17 protein-coding genes are annotated in these 20,905 nt (G+C 61.8%); 6 read left to right on the top strand and 11 right to left on the bottom strand.

All coding sequences use genetic code 11. The annotated features are described in order from the left end of the window. The first annotated feature begins 15 nt into the window (after nucleotides 1-15). Together VGL01_RS21460 and VGL01_RS21455 are read left to right on the top strand one after the other, a co-directional pair. Nucleotides 16-882, top strand: a complete 867-nt coding sequence (locus VGL01_RS21460; RefSeq protein WP_331572934.1) for a glycine betaine ABC transporter substrate-binding protein — start codon at nucleotides 16-18, stop codon at nucleotides 880-882. Between the two features lie 314 nt (nucleotides 883-1,196). After that, entirely contained in the window at nucleotides 1,197-2,327 is a 1,131-nt protein-coding gene (locus tag VGL01_RS21455; RefSeq protein WP_331572932.1) for an acyltransferase, read from the top strand. 50 nt (nucleotides 2,328-2,377) lie between these two features. Here VGL01_RS21455 and purU read toward each other — a convergent pair whose 3' ends face one another. The 3 genes from purU to VGL01_RS21440 all read right to left on the bottom strand — a co-directional run bounded on the left by purU (nucleotide 2,378) and on the right by VGL01_RS21440 (nucleotide 6,016). After that, entirely contained in the window at nucleotides 2,378-3,256 is an 879-nt protein-coding gene (gene purU / locus VGL01_RS21450) for a formyltetrahydrofolate deformylase (protein ID WP_331572930.1), read from the bottom strand. 154 nt (nucleotides 3,257-3,410) lie between these two features. Beyond that, complete coding sequence (locus VGL01_RS21445; protein ID WP_331572928.1) at nucleotides 3,411-4,349, bottom strand: choline sulfate utilization transcriptional regulator; 939 nt, start codon at nucleotides 4,347-4,349, stop codon at nucleotides 3,411-3,413. 155 nt (nucleotides 4,350-4,504) lie between these two features. After that, on the bottom strand, nucleotides 4,505-6,016 hold the full coding sequence (locus tag VGL01_RS21440) for a CoA-acylating methylmalonate-semialdehyde dehydrogenase (protein WP_331572926.1): 1,512 nt from the start codon (nucleotides 6,014-6,016) through the stop codon (nucleotides 4,505-4,507). 178 nt (nucleotides 6,017-6,194) lie between these two features. Here VGL01_RS21440 and VGL01_RS21435 point away from each other — a divergent pair, with 178 nt between their 5' ends. Next, entirely contained in the window at nucleotides 6,195-7,136 is a 942-nt protein-coding gene (locus VGL01_RS21435; RefSeq protein ID WP_331572924.1) for a LysR family transcriptional regulator, read from the top strand. 201 nt (nucleotides 7,137-7,337) lie between these two features. On the opposite strand, the gene VGL01_RS21430 is transcribed toward VGL01_RS21435, so the two are convergent. Then, nucleotides 7,338-7,592, bottom strand: a complete 255-nt coding sequence (locus tag VGL01_RS21430) for an XRE family transcriptional regulator (RefSeq protein WP_331572922.1) — start codon at nucleotides 7,590-7,592, stop codon at nucleotides 7,338-7,340. Nucleotides 7,593-7,868: 276 nt separating this feature from the next. On the opposite strand from VGL01_RS21430, the gene VGL01_RS21425 reads away from it, so the two are divergent. From VGL01_RS21425 to choX, 3 genes are all read left to right on the top strand, one after another. Further along, nucleotides 7,869-8,825, top strand: coding sequence for an oxidoreductase (locus tag VGL01_RS21425; RefSeq protein WP_331572920.1), 957 nt, complete (start codon nucleotides 7,869-7,871; stop codon nucleotides 8,823-8,825). A 224-nt stretch (nucleotides 8,826-9,049) separates the two neighbouring features. Further along, nucleotides 9,050-10,615, top strand: coding sequence for a choline-sulfatase (gene betC, locus VGL01_RS21420; protein WP_331572918.1), 1,566 nt, complete (start codon nucleotides 9,050-9,052; stop codon nucleotides 10,613-10,615). Further along, complete coding sequence (gene choX, locus VGL01_RS21415; RefSeq protein WP_331572916.1) at nucleotides 10,612-11,574, top strand: choline ABC transporter substrate-binding protein; 963 nt, start codon at nucleotides 10,612-10,614, stop codon at nucleotides 11,572-11,574. The genes betC and choX overlap by 4 nt, the downstream gene beginning before the upstream one ends. Nucleotides 11,575-11,597: 23 nt before the next feature. Here choX and VGL01_RS21410 read toward each other — a convergent pair whose 3' ends face one another. From VGL01_RS21410 to VGL01_RS21380, 7 genes are all read right to left on the bottom strand, one after another. Further along, nucleotides 11,598-11,897 carry a DUF3331 domain-containing protein gene (locus tag VGL01_RS21410; protein WP_331572914.1) on the bottom strand — a complete coding sequence of 100 codons (300 nt, stop codon included), beginning with the start codon at nucleotides 11,895-11,897 and terminating at the stop codon, nucleotides 11,598-11,600. 228 nt (nucleotides 11,898-12,125) lie between these two features. Next, nucleotides 12,126-12,779 carry an HAD-IA family hydrolase gene (locus VGL01_RS21405; protein WP_331572912.1) on the bottom strand — a complete coding sequence of 218 codons (654 nt, stop codon included), beginning with the start codon at nucleotides 12,777-12,779 and terminating at the stop codon, nucleotides 12,126-12,128. 97 nt (nucleotides 12,780-12,876) lie between these two features. After that, nucleotides 12,877-13,968, bottom strand: coding sequence for a tryptophan 7-halogenase (locus VGL01_RS21400; protein WP_331572963.1), 1,092 nt, complete (start codon nucleotides 13,966-13,968; stop codon nucleotides 12,877-12,879). A gap of 83 nt (nucleotides 13,969-14,051) precedes the next feature. Then, nucleotides 14,052-16,196 carry a LodA/GoxA family CTQ-dependent oxidase gene (locus tag VGL01_RS21395; protein ID WP_331572910.1) on the bottom strand — a complete coding sequence of 715 codons (2,145 nt, stop codon included), beginning with the start codon at nucleotides 16,194-16,196 and terminating at the stop codon, nucleotides 14,052-14,054. 80 nt (nucleotides 16,197-16,276) lie between these two features. Continuing rightward, a complete protein-coding gene (locus VGL01_RS21390) occupies nucleotides 16,277-17,629 on the bottom strand; it encodes a hypothetical protein (RefSeq protein WP_331572908.1) in 1,353 nt (450 codons plus the stop codon). A gap of 100 nt (nucleotides 17,630-17,729) precedes the next feature. Beyond that, nucleotides 17,730-19,067: a sigma-54 dependent transcriptional regulator gene (locus VGL01_RS21385; protein ID WP_331572906.1), complete on the bottom strand. Its 1,338-nt coding sequence runs from the start codon at nucleotides 19,065-19,067 to the stop codon at nucleotides 17,730-17,732. Continuing rightward, nucleotides 19,064-20,896 (bottom strand): ATP-binding protein, encoded by a 1,833-nt coding sequence (locus VGL01_RS21380; RefSeq protein WP_331572904.1) that lies wholly within the window; start codon nucleotides 20,894-20,896, stop codon nucleotides 19,064-19,066. The genes VGL01_RS21385 and VGL01_RS21380 overlap by 4 nt, the downstream gene beginning before the upstream one ends. Between the last annotated feature and the right edge of the window lie 9 nt (nucleotides 20,897-20,905).

Here is a 20,905-nt window from a genome sequence, read left to right as displayed (position 1 = left end):
TCAGGAGACCTGAACATGAAACTTATCAAGCAGTTGGTGCTGACGGCTATTATTGGAGCCGGTCTCGCCTGTACGGCGTTTTCCGCGTCGGCCGATAGCAAGCCGACGATCAAGATCGGCTACGTCGAGGGATGGGACGACAGCGTCGCAACGTCGAACGTTGCCGCGCAAGTCATCGAAAAGCGGCTCGGTTATCCGGTACAGCTCGTGCCGGTGGCAGCGGGCATCATGTGGCAAGGTGTGGCCCGCGGCGATCTGGATGCGACGCTGTCCGCCTGGCTGCCGGTCACGCACGGCTCGTACTGGGATGAGTTCAAGGGCAAGGTGGAAGATCTTGGCCCGAACTTCAACGATGCGAAGATCGGCCTGATCGTTCCCGCCTACGCCAAGGCGAACAGCATCGACGATCTCAACACCGAGAAGGGTGCGTTCGGTGGCCGCATCGTCGGCATCGACGCGGGCGCGGGCGTGATGCGCAAGACTGAGGAAGCGATCAAGAACTACGGCCTCAACTACACGCTGATGCCGAGCTCGGGCAGCGCGATGACGGCCGAGCTGGCTCGCTCGGAAAACGCGAAGAAGCCGGTGATCGTGACGGGTTGGGCGCCGCACTGGATGTTCGCGAAGTGGAAGCTGAAGTTCCTCGAGGACCCGAAGAAGGTATTCGGCGGAGCGGAGCACGTCGATAACGTCGTGAATCCGGGGCTGGAGAAGAAGGCACCGCAGGTGGTGGCGTTCCTGAAGAAATTCCAGTGGAAGCCGGGCGAGATCGACAGCGTGATGCTGGCTACGCAAAACGGTGCGAAGCCGCAGGATGCGGCGAACACGTGGATCGCCGCGCATAAGGACCGGATCAACGAGTGGGTGGCCGGTTCGCAGTAATCGATCGTCTTAGCGAAGCGACTGAGCGCCCGGCATCTTGGAACGATGCCGGGCGCAATCTTTTTGGGGCTGAGGCTCGATATCGGGGAAGCGCGGAAAAAGCCTGGCCTTCAGGCGCGCCGACGATTCCGGGATTGGAAAGATCGGTTTTTTTGTGGCGTTCCGCACGTTATCCCGCGACTTTCCACGTAACTATGCGAGCACACGGGGATTGAAAGCGGGGCATGTCGTTTCGACCGGGCTCAGTGTCGAAGCGTAGCCATAACGGGCACCTTGCTCCCGGCCGGCAATTGACACGGCAAAAAAGGTCGCTGATGAACCGCCCAATAAAAAGCCTGGAAGGTATGCGCGGCCTCGCGGCGCTTCTTGTCGTGCTTTACCATGCCAAAGTCTCGCGGCCGCCAATATTCGACAACGGTTACCTGGCTGTCGATCTCTTCTTCGTTTTGAGCGGGTTCGTCATCTGCGCCACCTACGGCTCGCGGCTCCAGCGCATCGCCGATCTCCCTACGTTCGTGGCCCGGCGGCTCGGCCGCTTATGGCCCGTCCATCTTGTGGGGTTGATGCTGTATATCGCAAACTGGAACCTCGTCGCCTGGATCCTCTCCGCGCACCCTGTCGGGCTGCCGCCCCTGAGCGAATTCGTGGCAAACCTGACGATGGTTCATGGGTTCAACTTGTTCGATCGTCTCGTCGGAGACTTTGCAAGCTGGTCGTCCGCGGACGAGTTCTATGTCTATCTGATGTTCGCGGCGATCTGCATACTCGCAAGGGGACGACACCGTGTGGCGATCCTTGCGGTATGTGCGCTTTCTGCCTGGGCGATATGCGTCTGGGCTTCGACCATGCAAGACGACTGTTTGCATCGCGGTCGATGCCTCGAGCTCACCTTCTGGTTCGGTTGGGCGCGATGTGTCGCCGGATTCTTCCTCGGTGCACTGCTCGCTGAATACCGCGACACGCACATAGTGCGCGCTTTATCTCGAGGACATGCACAGCTCGTTGTCGCCGTTGCCGCGCTGGTCTACATGAATCTCGCGGGCTCGGTGCGCGGCCTTGCATTTGCCGCGCCCGTCGTCTTTGTGTTCTTGATCGCGGCCGTAGCCTCCGATGAAGGACCCGCTGCACGATTCTTTCAACGTCCGATGTGGCAGTCGCTTGGCAAGGTATCGTATTCGCTTTACCTCGTGCACGCGGATCTGCTCGGCCCGCTGTTCGCTCCCCTCGCTGGACTCCATCCTCGTCCACTCGCGGCCGTTCTGGCCACTACGGCTGTCTATCTCGGGGGCTCGGTCCTCCTTGCACACGTCGTCTATCGGTTCGTCGAAGCGCCGTGCCGCGACCGGGTCAACCGCATGTCGCGCAGGTGGGAGCGCCCGTCGACAAAAAATGTACAAGCATCCTACGACGTACCGTCAGACTCTCCGGTTGCGGGCATCCGTTGACTCGCTCGGCTGTTCGAACCGACCGCATAGCCGCCCGCGTTCGATTCCTCTCACTGCAAGACGACGGTCCGATCGCCATTGATGAATACACGCCGCTCGATGAATGCCTTGACGGCACGCGCGAGCGTGATGCACTCGACATCCCGGCCCACCGCAAGCAACTGCTCGGGCCGATGCGAGTGGTCGACCCGCTCGACGACCTGTTCGATGATGGGCCCCTCGTCGAGATCGTCGGTCACGAAATGCGCCGTTGCGCCGATCAGTTTCACACCGCGCGCATGCGCCTGGTGATAAGGTTTGGCGCCCTTGAAGCCCGGCAAGAACGAGTGGTGGATGTTGATCGCGCGTCCGGCAAGCTTGCGACTGGTTTCGCCCGAAAGAATCTGCATATAGCGCGCAAGCACCATGAGTTCGGCACCGGTCGTATCGAAGAGATCGAGAATCCGCGCCTCTTGCTGCGCCTTCGTTTCGGGCGTAATCGGCAGGTGTTGAAACGGGAGCGCGTGCTGGTGCGCCAGGGGTTCGAGCGTGGTGTGATTCGAAGCCACTGCGACGATATCCATCTTCAACTCGCCCATGCGCCAGCGGAACAGCAGATCGGCGAGGCAGTGCTCGAGCTTGGACACCAAAATGAGCACTTTCGGTCGCATGTTCGCATCGTGGATGGCCCACTGCATGCGAAACCGATCGGCAATCGGCGCGAACTCTTTTTTCAACGCGTCGATGTCGAGCGCTGCCCCGTCGCCGCGCGCCCCGTGAAAGACACAGCGCATGAAAAAGTGCTCGCTGCTGTCGTCATCGAAGACGGTCAGTTCGTCGACATAACCCTGATGCTTGTCGAGCAGTCCCACCACGGAGGCGACCTGCCCCGCGGCGCTGGGGCAATCGAGCGTCAAAATGAACTGATGAGTGCGATCGGTCGATGGCATGCGCGTGGCCTCTGAATCTCATTGGGAAATGCGCGAGCTACCGCGGTGGAATGCGGATGCGGCGCGTAGCATGCCGAAGTAAATCAGGTGAAAGGAGCGCAGGATAGAACCGAAACGCCGTCCCGTTGGTATCGGCCCGTCAACGATCGGCCCGTCAGTAGGGCGCGGCGTTTGCGGCGCAGCCGCAGGCGGCGAAGAGCCACCGCCGGAACGCGGGTGCAGCCGGCGCTTCGGGGCGCGCGGCGGGGCAGACGAGGAAATAGCCGCGCTCGGTGACCACGGGGGGCTCAGCCACGCGCACGAGTTGTCCCGTTGCAACCAGCTCGTCGATAAGCGGCACCCAGCCGAGCGCCACGCCTTGATGCGAGAGCGCGGCATGGATCACGAGCGCGTAGCTGTTGAACGTCATGCCCTGGTCTTCCGGCGGCGCGCCGAGGCCATGCGCGGCAAACCAGCCTGTCCAGTCGAGCCAGCGTTCAGGGTGTGTCGGCTGCACATGCAGCAGCGGCACCGCGCGAAGGTCCGCGGGGCTTACGATCCCGGGGTGCGCATTTCGAAAGGCTGGCGTACAAACAGGCGTCACCTGTTCGGGGAAAAGGCGTGTCGAGCGATAAGGCGACCAATCTCCCGAGCCGAAAGCGATCGCGATATCGGCGCGATCCCGCTCGGGATCGAAGCCTTCCTGCGAGGTGACGATCTTGACGTTGACGCCGGGCACGGCGCGCTTGAACTCGGCCAGACGCGGCATGAGCCAGTAGGTCGCGAAACCGAAGTCGGTCAGGATCGTGAGGGTGCCATGCGCCGTGCGGATTCGGATATCCGCGGCGGCATGCCGGATTTCGTCGAGGCTCTTCTTCACGGCCTCGAAAAGATGTATGCCGTCCGCGGTCAATCTCACGCCGCGATGACTGCGTTCGAAGAGCGGGACGCCAAGATCGGTTTCGAGTTGAACGATACGCTGGCTCACGGCGGGCTGGGTCGAACCGAGCTCGCGTGCAGCGGCGGTGAAGCTCGACAAGCGAGCCGCCGCTTCGAACACGAAGACTGCCTGCATCGGCGGCAAGCTGTCGGGGCGACGAAATCGATCGTTCATGCCGGCCTCCGACCGCGGTCGGATAACAAACAGTGTGAAAAAGTGAAGGAGTACGAAGCGAGTAGGGCAATCCTCTCCGATATTAGGGAGTTTCCGGGTTCCGGGCAATCGTGTCGTCGCCGCGCGAATCCAACGCGCGGCGACGCGTTGCGGGCTTACTTCGCGACAGGCATCGAGAATTCCGCGCCTTTCTCGGTGCTTTCGGGCCAGCGCTGCATGATCGATTTTTGTTTCGTATAGAAACGCACGCCTTCCTCGCCATAGGCGTGCATGTCGCCGAACAGGCTTCGCTTCCAGCCGCCGAACCCGTGCCAGGCCATCGGCACAGGAATCGGTACGTTGATCCCGACCATGCCCACTTCGATTTGCCGGCCGAACTCGCGGGCCACGTGGCCGTCGCGCGTGAAACACGCCACGCCGTTACCGAACTCATGGTCGTTGATCAGTTGCACGGCTTCGGCGAAATCCTTCACGCGCACGCACGCCAGTACCGGGCCGAAGATTTCCTCGCGATAGATGCGCATTTCGGGCGTGACATCGTCGAACAGCGTCCCGCCCGTGAAGAAGCCGTTTTCGTGGCCCGGCACCTTCAGGCCGCGGCCGTCGACCACGAGCGTCGCGCCTTCTTCGATGCCCGTCGCGATATAGCCTTCGATGCGCTCGAGCGCCTGTTGGGTCACGACCGGCCCCATTTCCGCGTCGGGCTCCATGCCGTTCTTCACGACGAGCTGGCGCGCGCGCTCGGCAAGGCGCGGCACGATCTTGTCGGCTACCTCGCCTACCAGCACGGCGACGGAGATCGCCATGCAGCGCTCGCCGGCCGAACCGTAGCCCGCGCCGATCAATGCGTCCACCGTTTGATCGATGTCCGCATCCGGCATCACGACCAGGTGGTTCTTCGCACCGCCCAGCGCCTGCACGCGTTTGCCGTGCTTGGCCCCCGTTTCGTAGATGTAGTTGGCGATCGGGGTGGAGCCGACGAAGCTGACCGCCTTCACGTCCCGGTGCTCGAGCAGGGCATCCACCACGACCTTGTCACCCTGCACGACGTTGAACACGCCATCGGGCAGGCCCGCTTCCTTCAGCAGACGCGCCATGAGCAGCGATGCCGACGGGTCGCGCTCGCTCGGCTTCAGAATGAACGTGCAGCCGGCGGCCAACGCGACGGGGAACATCCAGCAGGGGACCATGCAGGGGAAGTTGAAGGGCGTAATGCCGGCAACGACACCGAGCGGTTGCCGCACGGTCCAGTTGTCGATGCCGCGGGAAACCTGCTCCGTGTAGTCGCCCTTCAGCAGTTGCGGGATCCCCGCCGCGAATTCGATGACGTCGATGCCGCGCGCGACTTCGCCCTGGGCGTCGGAGAAGACCTTACCGTGTTCGGCGACGATGATGGCCGCAAGTTCGTCCTTGTGACGATTCATGAGCTCGAGAAAGCGCAGCAGCACGCGTGCGCGCCGAATCGGCGGCGTGTCGCGCCAGCCCGGGAACGCGGCTTTCGCGCTCGCCACGGCGGCATCGACGTCGGCTGCGGTGCCGAGCACGAGGCGGCGGGCCACTGCGCCTGTCGCCGGATTGAAGACTGCCTGCGTGCGATCGCCCGCGCCACGCTCGGTTTTACCGCCAATGAAGTGAATCACGTCTGCGGAATCGGCATAGGGCTGCATTTCGTCTCCTCACGGGTTGGTTGATGCTGACAGTGTACGAATGCGGGGGCCGCGTGCAAAGCATCTCCAACTGAATTGATTGTTTTCTCCGGCGAACAATCAATGAGCGATGCGTAAAACATAACTCGACGCGGTGCTATCATCGGCACGCTTATCGGCGTGCTACGGGATTCCATATATGGATACGCAAAAGATCGAGGCGCTCTGGACCCACTTGCATTGGCTCAACGTGCTGGCATCGCAGGGTACTTACACGGCGGCGGCAGCTCGGCTCGGGGTCAGCAAGGCGGCGGTCAGCCAGCGCATCGCGGAGCTCGAGCGGGCAGCGGGGGTGGTGTTGGTGCAGCGCACCACCCGCAGCGTGCGTTTCACCGAAGCGGGCAGGCGCCTCGTTGACGACACGCGGGAGGATTTCGAGCGCATTGCCGCGACGTTCGCGAGCGTGCGGGAACTGGCCGATGCGGTGCGTGGGACGGTGCGCGTCACTGCGCCGGTCGCGTTCGCGCGCCAGCAACTGGTGCCGCGCCTCGCCGAATTCTCGCGCGCGTATCCGGAGGTGAGGGTGCAGCTCGAGCTATCCGATCGGCTTACCTCGATTGCGAGCGAGGGTTTCGACCTTGCCATCCGCCATAGCGCGAACGTGCCCGATACCCATGTGGCCGGAAAGCTGTGCGATACGCGCTCCGTGATCGTCGCGACGCACGCGTACCTCGAGCGGCGTGGCACGCCGCGGGCGCCGGCCGATCTTGCGCAGCATGATTGCCTTTACTATCCGCGCCCAGTGGGTTCCGGCGTGTGGTCTTTCGAGAAGGTCGGCAGACGCAACGAAAAGTCGCGCGTCAATGTGACGGTGAACGGACCGGTTTCGGCGAACAACAGCGAGATATTGCGCGATGCGGCGCTCGAGCATCTCGGCATTGCGCTGTTGCCGGACTTCACCGCGCAATCCGCCTTGCAAGCGGGCAAGCTCTCGGTGCTGTTGAATAACTGGCGCCCGGTGGGCGCATTCGCTTCGCAACTGCATGTGGTGCGCCCGCACGGCGTACAGGTGGCACGCGCGGTCAAGTGCTTTACCGACTTCTTGCGGCAAGCGTTCAGGGATGGATTTCCGCTGGAATGATTGGCGAAGCTGCAGACGTCACCGGTATGCCGCAGCGTTCGCCGTTGCTTCGAGGCTGGAGACGGATTGCTGGAGACCTCCGAAAACGCGCACCGCGACGCGCTCCGGAAATCCGGTTGGCAGATGCCGCGAGACGCTCGCGATAACGTCGGGAGTGCGCGCAATGAGCCGCGTAATGAGAGGCTCGGCATCGGGGCCTCGTCACCATTCCGGCTGTGCGTGATCCGGCTCGTCTCGGTCCCGCGTCTGCACGCAGAGTTCCAGCCGATACAGCGCAAACAGCATCAGCATCTGTTGGAGCGAAAGGCTTCCGGTGCTCGTGGTCTCGAGCGCTGACAGCCTTGGCTGCTGTACGCCGATTTGAGCCGCCGCATGCGTTTGCGTGATGCCTTGCGTCTTCCTCGCCGAGAGAAGAACCTGGCCCAATTGCGCCGGGGTCCGAATGATGATCTCCATGGCAGATATCTCCGATACAAATATTCCGCAAGATATTCGTACAAGAGATATAACGCAAATATTTGTGTCAGAGATAGAGGAAGATTATTCCTGCAGGAGATAACGGCCGTGTCGGTTTCTGGTCTGCCTCTCTGGCTACCGCGGTGACGAGGGCACAGTCTCCCCGGTTCCAGCGGGCCAATGCGCTACGCCTCCGTTGCTCGGCAACCCCGTAACCACGCGGCCCATTGCCAGTGTTAGTCTTCGATGCCAACTGTACCCATAACGGGAGCGCCGATGAAGAACGCCCAGTCCTGGACCGTCTCCGATCTCCCCGAGCAGAGCGGCAAACGCGTCCTGATTACCGGTGCAAACAGCGGCATCGGATATCAGGCGGCGCGTGTGCTGGCGCGCAAGGGCGCGCAGGTCGTGCTCGCTTGCCGCGACTTGCAGCGCGCCGAGCGCGCGGCAACCGCGATTCGAGCCGAAATACCCGGCGCCGACGTCGAGGTCGCGATCGTCGATCTCGCGTCGCTGGCATCGGTGCGGGCATTCGCCCGGGCCGAACTCGCGCGGCAGCGCCCCTTGCACGTACTCGTGAATAACGCCGGTGTCATGGCGCCGCGCCGCCGGCGCACGACCGCCGACGGTTTCGAGCTTCAATTTGGTGTCAATGCCCTCGGCCATTTCGCGTTGACCGCGTTGCTTTTTCCGGCTATCGAGCAGGCTGCGGCTCAGGCCAGCGAGCCGCCTCGCATCGTGACCGTCGCATCCATCGCGCATAAGGGCGGACGTCTGGCGTTCGACGATCTTCAATCGAAGCGATCGTATTCACCGATGGCGGCCTACCGTCAATCGAAGCTGGCCGATCTGGTCTTTGCACTCGCGCTCGCCAGGCGGTTGAGCGCGGCCCACTCGCCCATCATGTCGATTGCCGCGCACCCGGGCGTGGCGAATACCAATCTCTTTCGCGGCTCGGACCGACCGGCCGTCGAGCGTGCGGCACGCGGGATGATCGGCAGGCTCATCGGACTTTTTTTCAATAGCGACTACGCCGGCGCATTGCCGACGCTTTTCGCGGCAACCTCCGACGCAGCCATCAGCGGCGGCTACTACGGCCCTCGAGGTTTGATGGAAATGCGCGGTGAGCGCGTGGGGAACGCCCGCGTCGCGCGGCGTGCACGCGACGTTGCGGCGGGGGACCGTCTGATCGAGGTCTGCGAAAAACTGACCGGCGTAAGCCTTCCCGTTTGAGCCGCGACACGCGGCCCTCCGTAAGCGCGGCCGGCGGCTCGCAGCCATAAGCCCACCTTATGAGCACATAACGCCCCAGCGCTTCTCAAGCACATATTGAAGCGCAATAGTGGATTCGATGTCGCGCATTTCGCATGCCGCCCGCTCGGTGCGTTTTGCGCGGCCAAGCGCCGTCTACCACGGACTCCTGACTATTCGAACCATCGAATCCGCATCGATCGACAATGCACGCCACTCAACCCAATCTGCTCGTCCTGATGGCCGATCAACTGACGCCCTTCGCGTTGGGCGCCTATGGACATCGCCTCACGAAGACGCCGCATATCGATACGCTTGCCCGCGAGGGCGTCGTATTCGAATCGGCTTATTGCGCGAGCCCGCTGTGCGCGCCGTCGCGCTTCGCATTCATGGCGGGGAAACTGCCCTCCGCGATCGGCGCGTTCGACAACGCAGCCGAATTGCCCGCCCAGACCTTGACCTTCGCACACTATCTGAGGGCTGCCGGCTACCGCACGGTACTCTCGGGAAAGATGCATTTTTGCGGCCCCGATCAGCTTCATGGTTTCGAGGAACGCCTGACGACCGACATCTATCCCGCGGATTTCGGCTGGGTGCCCGACTGGGACCATCCCGATGTTCGGCCAAGCTGGTATCACAACATGAGTTCGGTGATCGACGCGGGCACATGTGTTCGAACGAACCAGCTCGACTTCGACGATGAGGTGGCGTTTTGCGCGAAGCAAAAGCTTTATGACATGGCCCGCGAGCGGGAAGCCGGCATCGACGATCGGCCGTTTTGCATGGTCGTCTCGTTGACCCATCCGCACGATCCCTATGCAATCCCACGCGAGTACTGGGACCTCTATCGCGACGATGAGATCGATATGCCCGCCGTGTCGCTCTCGCATGACGAGAGCGATCCGCATTCCAGGCGTGTGCGTGCCGTTTGCGAGATCGACCGCACGCCACCGACGCCGCAGCAGGTCCGCAATGCCAGACACGCGTATTACGGTGCGGTTTCCTACGTCGACGCACAGTTCGGTGCGGTGCTGGACGCGCTGCGTTCGACGGGCCTCGCCGAGAACACCGTCATCGTCGTGACGTCGGACCACGGAGACATGTTGGGCGAGCGCGGGCTTTGGTACAAGATGACGTTCTTCGAAAACGCTTGCCGTGTTCCCCTGATCGTGCACGCGCCACAGCGTTTCGCCGCCGCCCGGGTCAAAGCATCGGTTTCGCACATCGATCTGTTACCCACGTTCGTCGAGTTGGCGATCGGCGAGCCGCGCGGGAGCTGGCCGGACCCCGTCGATGGGTCGAGTCTGATGCCGCATCTGCGCGGCGAGGACGGCCATGACGAGGTTTTCGGCGAGTATCTCGCCGAAGGCGCGATCGCTCCCGTCGTGATGATTCGGCACGGGCGATACAAATACATTCACTCGCCGGCCGACCCCGATCAGCTATTCGACCTTGCGGACGATCCGCGGGAGCTGCATAACCTGGCCTCCGATCCGGGTTCGGCCCGCGTGCTCGACGCGTTTCGTGCGCGCGTGCTGCAGCGGTGGGATTTGGCGCGCTTGCGCGAACAGGTGCTGGTGAGCCAGCGGCGCCGGCGTTTTCACTACGAAGCCACGACGCAAGGGAAGATCGCGTCATGGGACTGGCAACCGTTTTCCGACGCGAGCCGCCGTTTCATGCGTAACCATCTCGAACTCGACACGCTCGAAGCGATGGCGCGCCTGCCCCGCGTCGCGCTGAACCCAACCGCCTCTCATGGAGAGCCGCAATGAGGAAGACCACGCTTGCTTTTTGGTGCCTGTCGTCGCTTTTGTCCGCATTCTTCATCAGTTGGGCGTCGACGGCTGCCGCGGCCGACGGCGCGACCTGCACGTCGGTGCGCATGGCCGATCCGGGTTGGACCGATATCGATGCGACGAACGCGATGGCGGGCGTCGTACTCAAGGCGCTGGGCTACCGGCAGACAGTGCAGAACCTGTCCGTGCCGATCACCTATGAAGGTCTTCGCAAAGGACAGATCGACGTTTTTCTCGGCAACTGGATGCCGGCTCAGGCGCCGCTAATCAAACCGTTTATCGACGCTCATTCATTGGACGTGGTGCAGGCCAACCTGACCGGGGCGAAGTTCACGCTTGCCGTGCCCGATTACGTGGCCGCGGCCGGCGTTCACAGCTTCGCCGATCTCGCCCGCAATGCGTCGCGCTTCGGCGGCCGGATTTATGGCATCGAGCCCGGAGCGCCGGCCAATCAGAACATCAAGAAAATGATTGCCGATAAAGCGTTCGGCCTCGGCGATTGGAAGATCGTCGAATCGAGCGAGACTGGCATGCTGACCCAGGTTTCGCGCGCGGTGCGCGAGAAACAGTGGATCGTGTTTCTTGCGTGGGAGCCACATCTGATGAATACCGAGTTTCATCTCACGTATTTATCGGGAGGCGACACTTATTTCGGTCCCAACTATGGGGGCGCAACGGTCAATACGGTGGCGCGTAGTGGCTTCACCGGCGAATGCGCGAATCTCGCGCGGCTGTTCAAGCAGATGACGTTCGATGTGGCGATAGAGAACCAGATGATCGCGCGCGTGCTGCGCGATAAGGCCAGCCTGGAGACCGCCGCGCGACAAGCTTTATCGGCTCATCCGGCGATGCTCGAAAAGTGGCTCGATGGTGTGACGACGGTAAAGGGAGCGAACGGTTTGCAGGCGGTCCGTGCATCGCTCGATGCGCATTAGCGCAAGCGGCGGCCAGGGCTAACTCAGGTTGCCCGTGGACAGCTCGTCTCGCCTTGCATGAACGCTTCCACCGAAATCATGGCCGACGCATTGGCCGGTGCAGGCCGCTCGGCGGGGCGAAACACGGCGTCGCCGCGGCGAATGGCACGGCGTGAAACGACGCAGGTTCCCGACGAATTGGCCGAGCGGCGGCGCCAGCGCTGCTCGCCATAATGGCAACGACCCGGCTCGACCCAGCGGATCACGAGCGTGTTTTCGGACTGCTCGAGTATTTCGATCTGGACGCGGCTTAGGTCGGGGGCGGGAGATTTTCTAGTCCTCATTGCAGCTCCTTGAATCGAGCTCCCTAAATGTATTCGCCTGCGCGCGGAACGAACATCGCTATATCCGTAGAAACACAATTCTTGAAAGCGCAATAATGACGTGTCGTTACTTCATATTTGACGGATTGTTCGTAATCTCCGGCTAATTTTTGGGCTGGAACTACGTTTTGGCGGATTAATCGACGATTGAAGCCGCATGCGCGTTGTGCAGGCATGCGGCGATCGGATTCACGCGGGACTGCGGAAGTGGCTCGCCCAGGCATCGAGCGAATCGAGCGAGGGCGATTCGATTGCGGGACGTTGGGCGCCGGCGGCGAGCGGCAACCCGACACGGTTGTGCCAGTAGGTACACATCCCGAGCGCGGCGGTGCCGAACATGTCGTAGCTCGATCCGGCAACGAAGGCGGCATCGCCCGCGCCCACGCCGAGCTTTTTCAACGCGAGCTCGTAGGGGCGCTTGTCAGGCTTGTAGGCGCCGGCCTCTTCCGCCGTCACGACGGCGTCCCATTGGACAGGAACGATCGAGGCGGCTTGTCTGCCGAGCCGCTCGGAGCAGTTCGTGACGACCGCGAGTTTCGTGCGGCTGCGCAACCGGCCCAACACTTGGGCGGCCTCGGGCCAAGGTTCGAGTGTCAGCCAGTTGTCCTCGAGAGCGTGCGGCGCGGACGGCGGCAATCCCACGTTCTCGGCGGCTTGTCTGACGAGCGTTTCGTACGCCACGTATCGTCCGCATCCGTAGGTGAGCCGCAGATATTCGGCGCGCCATGCGCGGCCGGCTTCGATCGTCCCGGCGCTGCGATTCCACAAGCTCCACGAATCGAGCAATGCGGTCAGCAAATCGAACAGTATGGCCTTGGGATAGTGCTCCGAGCGGGCGTTCATCGTTGCGCAACCTCGACATGGATTTCGGATGCGTTCGAGTATACGTTTCGAGAAACGACGTAGGGTTAAGCGTCGCTAACTGTACGATTTATCCGTGCTACATGCTCGCCGACGTGATTTGCCTTTGCCAAAATTCCGAGGCCGGCCAACGCTGCTCGAGGCAATAGAGATCGCGTCGCAAGTCCAGATAGCGGCGGTACTGTGTGCGGACAATTTGCGCAAACGCTTCGAGCGCATCGGAGGTTCCACTCATGTGGCTCTGGATCGCCTGGGCCGCGTGAATCCCATTTGAGAGAGATTTGACGATTCCCTGAGCGGTAATGGGATCGTAGGCCGACCCGGCATCGCCGATCGCGAGCCACCGTTCGCCGCATAGGCGGTCCAGGCAGTACGACGGCACGGGATAACACCGAACCTGCGCGTCCCGCGGATCGATGCCCTCCATCAGTTGCGATGTATGAGGCGCAGCGCGCAGCATTCGGTACCAGCGCTCAGCTTTTTGCAACTGCATCGTGCGCACGATCGGCACGTCCGTTGCGAATGCAATGATGACGGCGTTGCCTGGTATGGACGCGACATACCACCAACCTTGCTCGACAGCCTCGAGATGAGTAAGCCTGGAAAACGATACGTCGGCGTTGTGGCGACGCAAGCTCGCAGCAAAGCAGATGAGGGGATTTGAATTGATTTGTCTGGCACCGCGTTGTCGGGCAAACACGGAACGTCGACCGCTTGCATCTACAACGAAATCCGCGTGTACGCGCGCGAGGACCCCACCAGGGCATTTGAGGCTCAACATGTACCCCGTTGAACCGAGCGGCTCGGATCCCGACAGCGAACTTCCGGTCAGCAATTCCACGCCGGCGGCGTGCGCTTGCGCGGCGAGAAAGGCATCGAACCGGCTTCGGTCGAGATGCCATCCGTGCCCATGGGGGTTGAGAAGAAAATCGTTGTAGCCGCGTTTGTCGCTGCCCCAATAGGAACAACTCCCGTAGCAGGGCTCATGATGCCGCGTGAGAAACGCCTCGTCGATATTCAGGCTTCTGAGCAACATCCGGGATTCGGGTGGAATACTTTCGCCCACCTTGAATCCGCTGTATGAAGAAGCTTCGACGACCAGGATATCGCTGACGCCGGCGTTTGCCAGCGCCAGTGCGCAACTGCTACCGGCGGGTCCGCCTCCTATCACCGCGACCCGATAGTGCGATTGACTGGGTGCCGGTGAAAGCCGATTCTCCACGAGGGCGGCATGGGCCCCTTCGCATTGGGTGTTCACCTATCGCGGTTCCTCGGCGGATGGACCGGATCGGTCACTGTGTTGGCCCAAGGTTCGACGAGATTGCTGTGATCCTTCTTGAAGCGGCTTTGGACCTCCAGATAGTAGTCTCGCGGATAGCTGGGGTGATATCCCTCTATCGCAACACCCTGTATGACGAAGCCGATCTTGTCCCAGTTGACGAGAATATCCCGGCGCTGCTGATAACGCCCGACGTTCATGGCCGGCGTATTGAACTTGTCGGATCCGGCATGAGACACGGCCGCCGTGCCTTCGCCGCGAACGGAATAACGCTGAACGGGCAACTCACCGCCGTTCGCCGCAAGATCGTCATAGGTGTAGACCGCCACCGGTCTTTGTGCTGGCCAGGACCAGAACAAGGTCGTATTCACCCGTCCTCCATATACGTTGCTCTCGGTCAACGGGCCGTTCGGGTTGGGGTCGGGGACATGCGTCGCACATGAGTTGTAGTCCGTATGCCATGGAATGGACATGAACTTGCAAAGATCTCCGGGCTCGACCGTCTGATATTTCTCTTTTGTTGATCGCGGTATATAACCGATGCCGAGAAATGGCTTGTCCGCGGTCGCGGTTCCGTAGTCGAGCTTGCGCATGTTGATCCGAAACGGTCCGATCGTCGGGTCATGCCAGTTCGCCTTGTACAGATTCGGATCCCGGACGATAAACGTCAGGTCGATTCCGGGGCTGAAACGCCCACCCAGACAGTTGGAAAGCACGGCTTTATCGAGCGCTTCGCCCGGGCCGAGATGCGCCTGCCGCCCGGACGGCTGGCACCGGCCGTCGGTCCACTGCTTGATGAAGAAATACTGCGACGTGGTGAGCGTCAGGAAACTTTTCCCGTTATCGCCCAGGGAAAGCGGCATCAGCGGCGAGCCGGTCTTTATCTGCGTCGAAGACTTTGGGTCGCGAATGAAGGACAGAATGTTGAACGTAGGCTTCGTCGCCTTGAGCTGGTCGAGGTTGCGATGGCTACTGATCGCCGATTTCGGCAGATTCGTGGTCCACATCTGCAATGAGGCCGCGCGAAGAATCGGGAAGACGTCCTCATCGAACGACGGCTGGAAGTCGGTCTGGTAGTTGAGATCTCTGTAGATGTCAGGTCTGAGTTGGAACTTCTCGATCCATGTGTTCAGGATGTCGTCCCACAGCGTCACGACGTTTCTCGTCTGCGGCGCATAGGCCGGGTCGGTCGACACCACCCACGCACCGCTGTTCACTTCACGCTTGCTGCCATCGTCCAAAACGAGCCATGCGGTAACGGGGCCGTCAGCGGTGTCGTCGAACCAATTGTCGTTATCGACATCCTCGTTCAACGGTGCATCCGGGTTGGCATGTCCCTTGGAATCGAAACCGCAAGCGCGACCGTAAGCCCCCAGCACAAGCAGACGCCCCTTTGGCTCGGTGGTCATCTCTCCCAGCTTCGTAATCGGCTGGCTGGCCGACGACGCAACCTGTTCCGTACCATCGGACGGCGGAAACGACTTCGGATAGTGGTGTAAGTCGACCAGCTGGCCTTTGGCGTTGCAGTAGCTCGCCATCGTGGTCTTATCGAATGCAACTTTCTCCTGTTTCGATGCTGCAATCGCTCGAGGACCGGCATCGATGACCAGGTGCCTCAGGCGGATCTCGTCGCCAGGGTCCGACGGCTTGCCGGAAGGGTCCCGCATAAAATTCGGATTGCGAAGCGGTGGCTGTTTATCGCCTTCATAGCCGTCGAGGCCGCCGGGCCACGGCGCTGCCTCGATCCGCCAGCAGTTCGCTTTCTTGTTGGCAAGATGCACGGTCCAAACGATGTCCTTCACGAGCTTGCCATCGACTCTCGAGCCGATGACGACCTCCGTGCCTGCGCCACAGGGATATCCGGTGGAGCCGGTATCGTCGTACTGGTAAATTCGGAAGCGTGCGGCTTGGCGCTTGAGACGTCCATGCTGATCGCGGAGGTCCGCACTGGTAATGGGGGTGTTTTCTTCCGTACCCGGCTTGATGGGAAGTCCTCCCGTGGCCTCTTGCCCGGCGACGGGCAAGCCAGCGGACGTTTCCGGGCCGATGTAGTACTCCTCACTGCTGCCGACCCGCGCGAATCCGATGCTGGGATGAATGCGTAGGCTGGTTTTCGACATGGCGGGCTCCCTGATCTTGACGGCGAACGTGCGGGATGTGTCGGTATCGCGCGGAAATGAATGTCCGCGTCGTGTGCCGGCTATCGCTTGATGACGGGGTTGTTCATGTATTTGCGCAGCAAGATATGACTGGTGTTGATATCTTTGCCCGGCAATACGAGCGGCAGGTCGCGTGTATCCGTGACTGCCATCGTGTTGTGGCAACTGAAGCATTGATTTTTGGAAACCTTGTTCTGCGTAAACGTCTCGATCACCGAGTTCGAGAGCTGATCGGAGCCCTTGATCTGCGAGTTATCGATCTGCGGACTCCAATCAGGATGAAATGGTTTCGCCGAGGCCTGATCCTCTCCCATCCATACGGCACCCACCTCTTCGTAGTTTCGCCAGACTGACTGCTTGGTTGCGAGGTGGTCCCGAACGCTCTTGTTGAGCGAATCGATATTCTTGACGTTGGGTTCTTCGCCCCCTCCGGTCCGGTACTGCCGGCAAGTCTGAGTCACGGGCGTGAGCTTTTGTGTCGACTTATCGAGCTCGATCACTGATGCATTGTTGACGTTGCAATCCTGAGCAGGGGTGCCGGCACGGTAAAACGTGTAGGACTTGTTCGCGACAGGTTGCGACATCTGCTGGTTTTCCTTGAAATCCGGCGCGTTATCGACGTGTTCGAACGTGGCCCAGATGGCTTCGGGATGGCCGTCTACCACCCATGCGATATGAAAGCCGACCAGAGCGACCTTTACGGTCTCGAGCTTGCGCTGTGGGTCGATATCCACGGTGTTACCCGTTTTCGAGAGCAAGGCAATCTTTGCAGTGGTGGTATAGAAGCGGCTGACGTCTTCGTTCGGGCCGACGATTTTCCAGGCGGCTTTCAGCGAGATGGCGCCGGTCGGGAAGACCAGGTTGGCAGCGGCCTCTTTCATGCCTTCCCGCGTGTTCAGTCGGCGGTCGAGGACGAACTGGCGATAGACATCGTTGATGAGCATGTTGGTATAGACCGCTCGGCCATTCTGGTCCACCAGAATGCCGAGCGAATCGGCCTGCTGCACGCCGTCGAGCACGTGTTCAGTTGGATTCTTGGCCTCGGAATCGATTGAAGCATCCGAAAACATGCTCTGGAACCGCGGTGTGCCGTTTTGTAGGGCGTCGGTCAGCCATAAGAACGCTTGCCACGAGAATTGATGGAACGCGCAGTTCGAGTTGAATCTGCTTCGGTGCGCATCGTCCGGCTTTGGAACGCCGGTCGACGCGAACCAAGTGTCGGAGGCCTCGCATTCTTGCGCCGACGCGGGCTGACCGAGACACGCGCAGCATCCGGCGACAGCGATGGCAACCCAGATTCTTGGATTCATCATTCGTCTTCTCCGCTCAGTGGATGCAGCAGACGGCGGATGAGATGCGCGACGCCGCCGTCGACAAGTGAGTCGATTCAGCATAGGCGTCGTCGGCGGAGAGGGGCACCTATCGCCGTTGACGGGTGGGCATCGATGGATTTATGGGATAGCGGATGGGACCGGCGGCGCGATCGGCAGGCGCTTATCGAAACGCGTTCACATCGATCCCATGCCGGGCAATCTTGTCATAGAGCGTTTTACGCGGCAGATCGAGCAGCTCCGCTGCTCGCAGCACCTGTCCGTCGGCGCTTCGCAATGCCTCCTCGATGCATGCGCGTTCGGCGCGCGCCATCCGAGCTTCGAGCGAACCCGCATCGTGCGCCGGTTGCGGCAAGCCATCGTCGAGTCCGAGCGAGAAGCGCTCGGCGATGTTCTTGAGCTCCCGGACATTGCCGGGCCAATCGTAGGCTTGCCAGCGCGCCATATCGGAGGCTGTCCATGCCGGCTCGGCGCGTCCATAACGTGCGCAGGCATCGCGGACGAAGTGCGCAAAGAGCTCGGGGATATCGTCGCGCCGCTCCCGCAGCGGTGGAAGATCGATCGTCGCCACGTTGAGGCGGTAATAGAGATCGGCGCGAAACGTCTGGCGTTCGACCAGCTGCTTGAGGTCGTCCTTGACGGCCGCGATGACGCGCACATCGACGGACATTGCCGTGTTGCTGCCAAGACGCTCGACGCTGCGTTCCTGCAAGACACGCAGCAGCTTGGCCTGCAATGCCAGCGAAAGGCTTTCGAGCTCGTCTAGAAACAGTGTGCCGCCGTGTGCGTGCTCGAACTTGCCGATCCGCTTTTGCTGCGCGCCCGTGAATGCCCCGGCTTCATGGCCGAAGATTTCGCTTTCGAAGAGCGCCTCGGGTAGTGCGGCGCAATTGAGGGCGACGAAGGGCCCGCTGCGGCGGCTGGACGCGTGCAGCGCTCTCGCGAGCACCTCCTTGCCGGTTCCCGTTTCGCCCCGAATCAGCGCATCGGCCGGTGTGGGACCGATGGCATCGATCATCGCCTGGACATTACGCATGGCCGGCGAGCGGCCCAGCATGAGCTGCTCGCCGCGCAGTTGCGCCCGCAAGTGGCGGTTGTCCACGACGAGCCGCCGATGCTCGAGCGCGCGGCGCACCGACTCGACGAGACGGTCCGACTGAAACGGCTTCTCGATGAAATCGTAGGCGCCGGCGCGCATGGCGGTCACCGCCATCGCGATGTCGCCGTGGCCGGTGATGAGGATGATCGGGATATCCGCGTCCTTCGCACGCGCTTTGACGCTTGCCAGAAGCGTGAGTCCGTCGATGCCGGGCAGACGGATATCGCTGACGATCGCGGCGGGCACCGCGTGGGACAGTGCCGCGAAGGCGCTTTCCGCGTCTTCGAATTCGCGCACGGCAATGCCGGCGAGCGAGAGCGCTTGCGAGCATCCCAGCCGTACGGCGGGATCGTCCTCCACGACATACACGGGGTGCTCGCCCTGAAAATCGACTGAATTCAATTGATGGACTCTGATTGAACGGTTGCGCGTTGCAGTTCGACGACGAACACCGCACCCGAGCGTCGGCCGGGCTCGGCTTCGACGTTGGCGGCGCTGAGGCTGCCGCCGAATTCGTCGATGATGGCCTGCGAAATTGCCAGTCCCAGCCCGAGCCCCTTGCCCGGTTGCTTCGTCGTATAAAACGGTTCGAACAGTCTGGACAACGCTTCGGGCGCGATGCCGGGCCCGCTGTCGCGGAAACTCACCCGCACGGTGCGGGTCGTCATCTCGGCTTCGATGACGACTTCCTTTCGATCTTCGCTCATGGCGCACGCGTCGATTGCATTAGTGAGCAGGTTGACGAACACCTGCTCCGCGCGAATCGCGCTAGCCAATGCAATGGCTTCGTCGGGAATGTGCGCCACGCGGATCGTCACGTCGTTTGCTTTGCGGTGCGCCTGCACGAGCGCGAGCGATTGCTTGATCGTCTCGCCGATCGATACCGGTTCGCGCTCCACCGCATCGTTGCGTGCGAATGCCTTGACGTGCGCCACGATTTTTCCCATCCGCGCGGCGAGATCGTCGATGAGCTCGAGATTGCGCGCCAGCTCGCGAATACGTTGAAGCTCGATGAGACGGACCGCGTTGTTCGAGAGCGTCATCAGGGCCGTCAACGGCTGGTTCAGTTCATGCGTGATGCCCGCCGCCATTTGCCCCAATGCGGCGAGCTTGCCGGCCTGGATCGCCGCATCGCGCGTATCGCGCAGTATCCGCCGCGCGTCATCGAGCGCTTCCACCTTGCGGGCGAGATCGCTGTTGGCCTGCGTCAGCTCGGCCGTACGCTCCGCGATGCGCGCTTCGAGATCGCGATGTGCCGCCTGTAATGCAAGGCGGGCTCGCACGCGTTCGCGCTCGCGGGTCTGTCGCAGCCACAGCGCCGCGGCTAATGCGAAGGCGAGCGCGCTGGCCGTGGCGGCACCGATGGCCGCCAGCGCGGCCGTCTGGCGATCTTCGGCGGGGGCCGTGAGAATGGCGATGCGCCAGCCGAGCGAGCCCGTCGGCCGATAATGCACGCGGTATCGATGTCGCGTTTCGTCCGGGAGCGGCTCGAGCGCAGCGTCCCCGTACTGCCGCGTCGCACGCAAACGTGCCCGAGCTTCGGCCGAAAGCGGGGCGAGCGCACGATAACGCCATTGGGGTACCGAACCGAGAAACACCACGTTGTCGCGATCCGTGAGCACGACGATATCGCCGCTGTTGGCCAGTGCGTCCTCATAGCTTGCGAGTGGCGCCTTGATCGTCACTACGCCGACGGGCGGTGCATTCGGATGCTCGGGATCTCGTATCGGCACCGACAGAAAGTAGCCGGCTTCCCCGGTGGTGCTGCCGACACCGTAAAAGCGGCCGACGCCGTGTGCGATGGCGTCGCTGAAGTACGGCCGGTAAGCGTAGTTCCTGCCGACGAAACTGCCGGGCTCGTTCCAATTGCTCGCGGCAAGCGTATTGCCGCGAGTATCCATCACATAGGCCGCGGCGAGCTGTGCGTTTATCTGCACCGCCTTCAGATAGCTATTGGCAGCCGCTTGCTCCGCGGCATCGCCCGGATTGCGCAGCAGCCGCGACAGCACCGGGGCCAGCGCGGCAATACGCGGCAGCGACTCGTAGCGCGCAAGCTGCGCTTCGAGCGATAACGCATAAAACGAGGCGCGCTGCGCCACCTCTGCGGCACGGACGCGTTCATAGTGGCGCAGGGCCCCCACGTAGGCGAACCACGCCATCAGCGCGCAGCATGCCAGAACGCCGGCACCGGTCGCGACATACCGTAGGCGCAGCGCGGAACGCAGCTTCATCGCGTGCGT

The sequence above is a fragment of the Trinickia sp. genome (genome assembly GCF_036503415.1).
Taxonomy (GTDB): domain Bacteria; phylum Pseudomonadota; class Gammaproteobacteria; order Burkholderiales; family Burkholderiaceae; genus Trinickia.
The sequence above is the reverse complement of the archived record's forward strand: the minus strand, read 5'-3'. Positions and strand labels throughout refer to the sequence as shown.